The sequence below is a fragment of the Streptomyces sp. CNT360 genome, from assembly GCF_000424785.1.
The window spans coordinates 1-1893 of the sequence record NZ_AUKO01000048.1; the positions used below are offsets into that span (position 1 = coordinate 1).

Here is a 1893-nt window from a genome sequence, read left to right on the forward strand (position 1 = left end):
GACACTGCCCGACAGCCGCACCACATCCTCGGCACTGAAGGTACGTGCCACATCCTTCCACCGCGGGTCCGCCGCCCACCGCTGGGCGAGCTGCTGTGCCGTTGTCGTTGCTGTCTGCGTCATGGCCTTCCCGTCATCGGTGTGCCGGGCCGGGGGCCCGGGTGCTGTCGTTGTCGTCCGAGAGGCACGCGAACCAGTCGGCGAGGGCCCGCGCGGTCAGCGGTGCCTTGCTCTCCAGGACCGAGAAGTGGTCGGCCGGCAGCGATTCGGTGCGGTCCGCCGCCTTCCATGTGGGGTCGATGGGCGCGTTGAGTTCCGCGTCCGGGTCCGTGGCGCGTACGGCCAGCGTCGGCGCGTCGATGCCGCGTGGCGACCACTCCTCGTAGAGCCGCAGATAGGCGCCCATCGCCATCAGGTTGTCGTCGTTGACGACCAGGCCCGTCGGATCGCGGTGGAGGATCTCGCTCATCGCCCAGACGAACAGCGCCTCACGTTCCTCCGCCTTGTCGATGTCGTAGGTATCGATCATGACGACGCCTTCGACGCGGTGACCCGCGCTCTCCAACTGCTCGGTGACCGCCTGGGCGACCAGCCCGCCGACCGAGTGGCCGACCAGCGCCACGGGCCGGCCGGCTGCCGCTTGCAACACCGCCCCCGCCATCGTCTCCACGGCCACCCGCCACGAGGACGGCAGCGGTTCCGACTTGCCGAAACCCGGCAGGACGAGCGCGGAGACGGGGAGCCGAGGAGCGAACTCGGAGGACAGCAGCGCGAACTGGTGCGGCCCTGAGCCGGCGAGGAAGGACGGCACGCACACCACCGCGGGCTCGGCCGCTCCGTCCGCGACCAGCACCGACCCCGCCCGCTCCCCCAGTTCCGCGACCGTGGTGAAGGACGGCCGGAACCTGGAGGCTCCCGTGATCACCGGTACGGCGTCGGAGATGGTGCCCTCGATGTGTGCTCGGCGTAGCAACGTGGTGAAGGTCCCAGACGGTCGGTCGTGCTCCCCCTCGGCGCGGGGCGCGGGCGCGGCCGGCTTCGGCTCCGTCTCGGTGAACCAGTACCGCTGCCGCTGGAAGGCGTACGTGGGCAGCTCCACGCGCGGCGTATCCCGCCCCGCGTGCAGGGCCGCCCACTCGACACGGACACCACCCACGTTGGCCTCGGCCAGCGTCCGCCAGAACCCGTCGCCCGCCTCGGTCCCTTCGGCGAGGGGCTGCGTGATGTGCACCTCGTCCGGCTCGCAGTCGGTCGCGGCCAGCGCCTCGGTGAGCGTGGCGGTGAGCGACGGCTGCGGACTGAGTTCGAGGAAGGCGCGATAGCCCTGCGCCACCCGCTCGCCGACGGCGGCCTTCAGCGTCTCGTTCCTGTCCCGGTCCCCCCGGGGGACGGAGCCGGAGCCGGCAACGGCGCGGGCCGCGTCAGCCAGGGAAGAGCTCCCCTCGATCACCGATGCCGCAGGCTCCCCGCCGGGCTCCGCCAGTACGGCCTCCGGCTGCACACCGAACGCCCGCCACAGCGCGGCCAGCGACACCTGCACTGCGAACAGGACCGGAGCGAAGACCTCGGTTCTGTCGAGTGGTGCCTTGGCGGGGTCCGTCACCGCATCGAGGAGGTTCCAGTCGGTGTGCGGCGCCAGAGCTGCGGCACACCGCTCCAACTGCTCGACGAAGGCCGGAGCCGAACCGGCCGACCGCAGGAGCCCGCGCGCCGCCTCCAGGGACTGCCCCGCGGGGGCGGGGACCACGAAGGCGACCCGCCCGGGCCGCACCCGCGCCGGCGGCACCACATGGGGACTCGGCTGTTTGGTGGTGAGGTGGGTGAGGGCGGTGTTGAGGTGGGTGTGGTCGCGGCCGATGAGGGTGGTGCGGTGGGGGTGCTGGGTGCGGATGG

General features: G+C 72.2%; 1 protein-coding gene. It reads right to left on the minus strand.

Going from position 1 to position 1893, the window contains the following annotated elements; genetic code table 11:
* Positions 1–133: 133 nt before the first annotated feature.
* The coding region (locus H297_RS0125785; RefSeq protein ID WP_027739400.1) for an alpha/beta fold hydrolase at positions 134–1893 on the minus strand (1760 nt) is incomplete at its 5' end.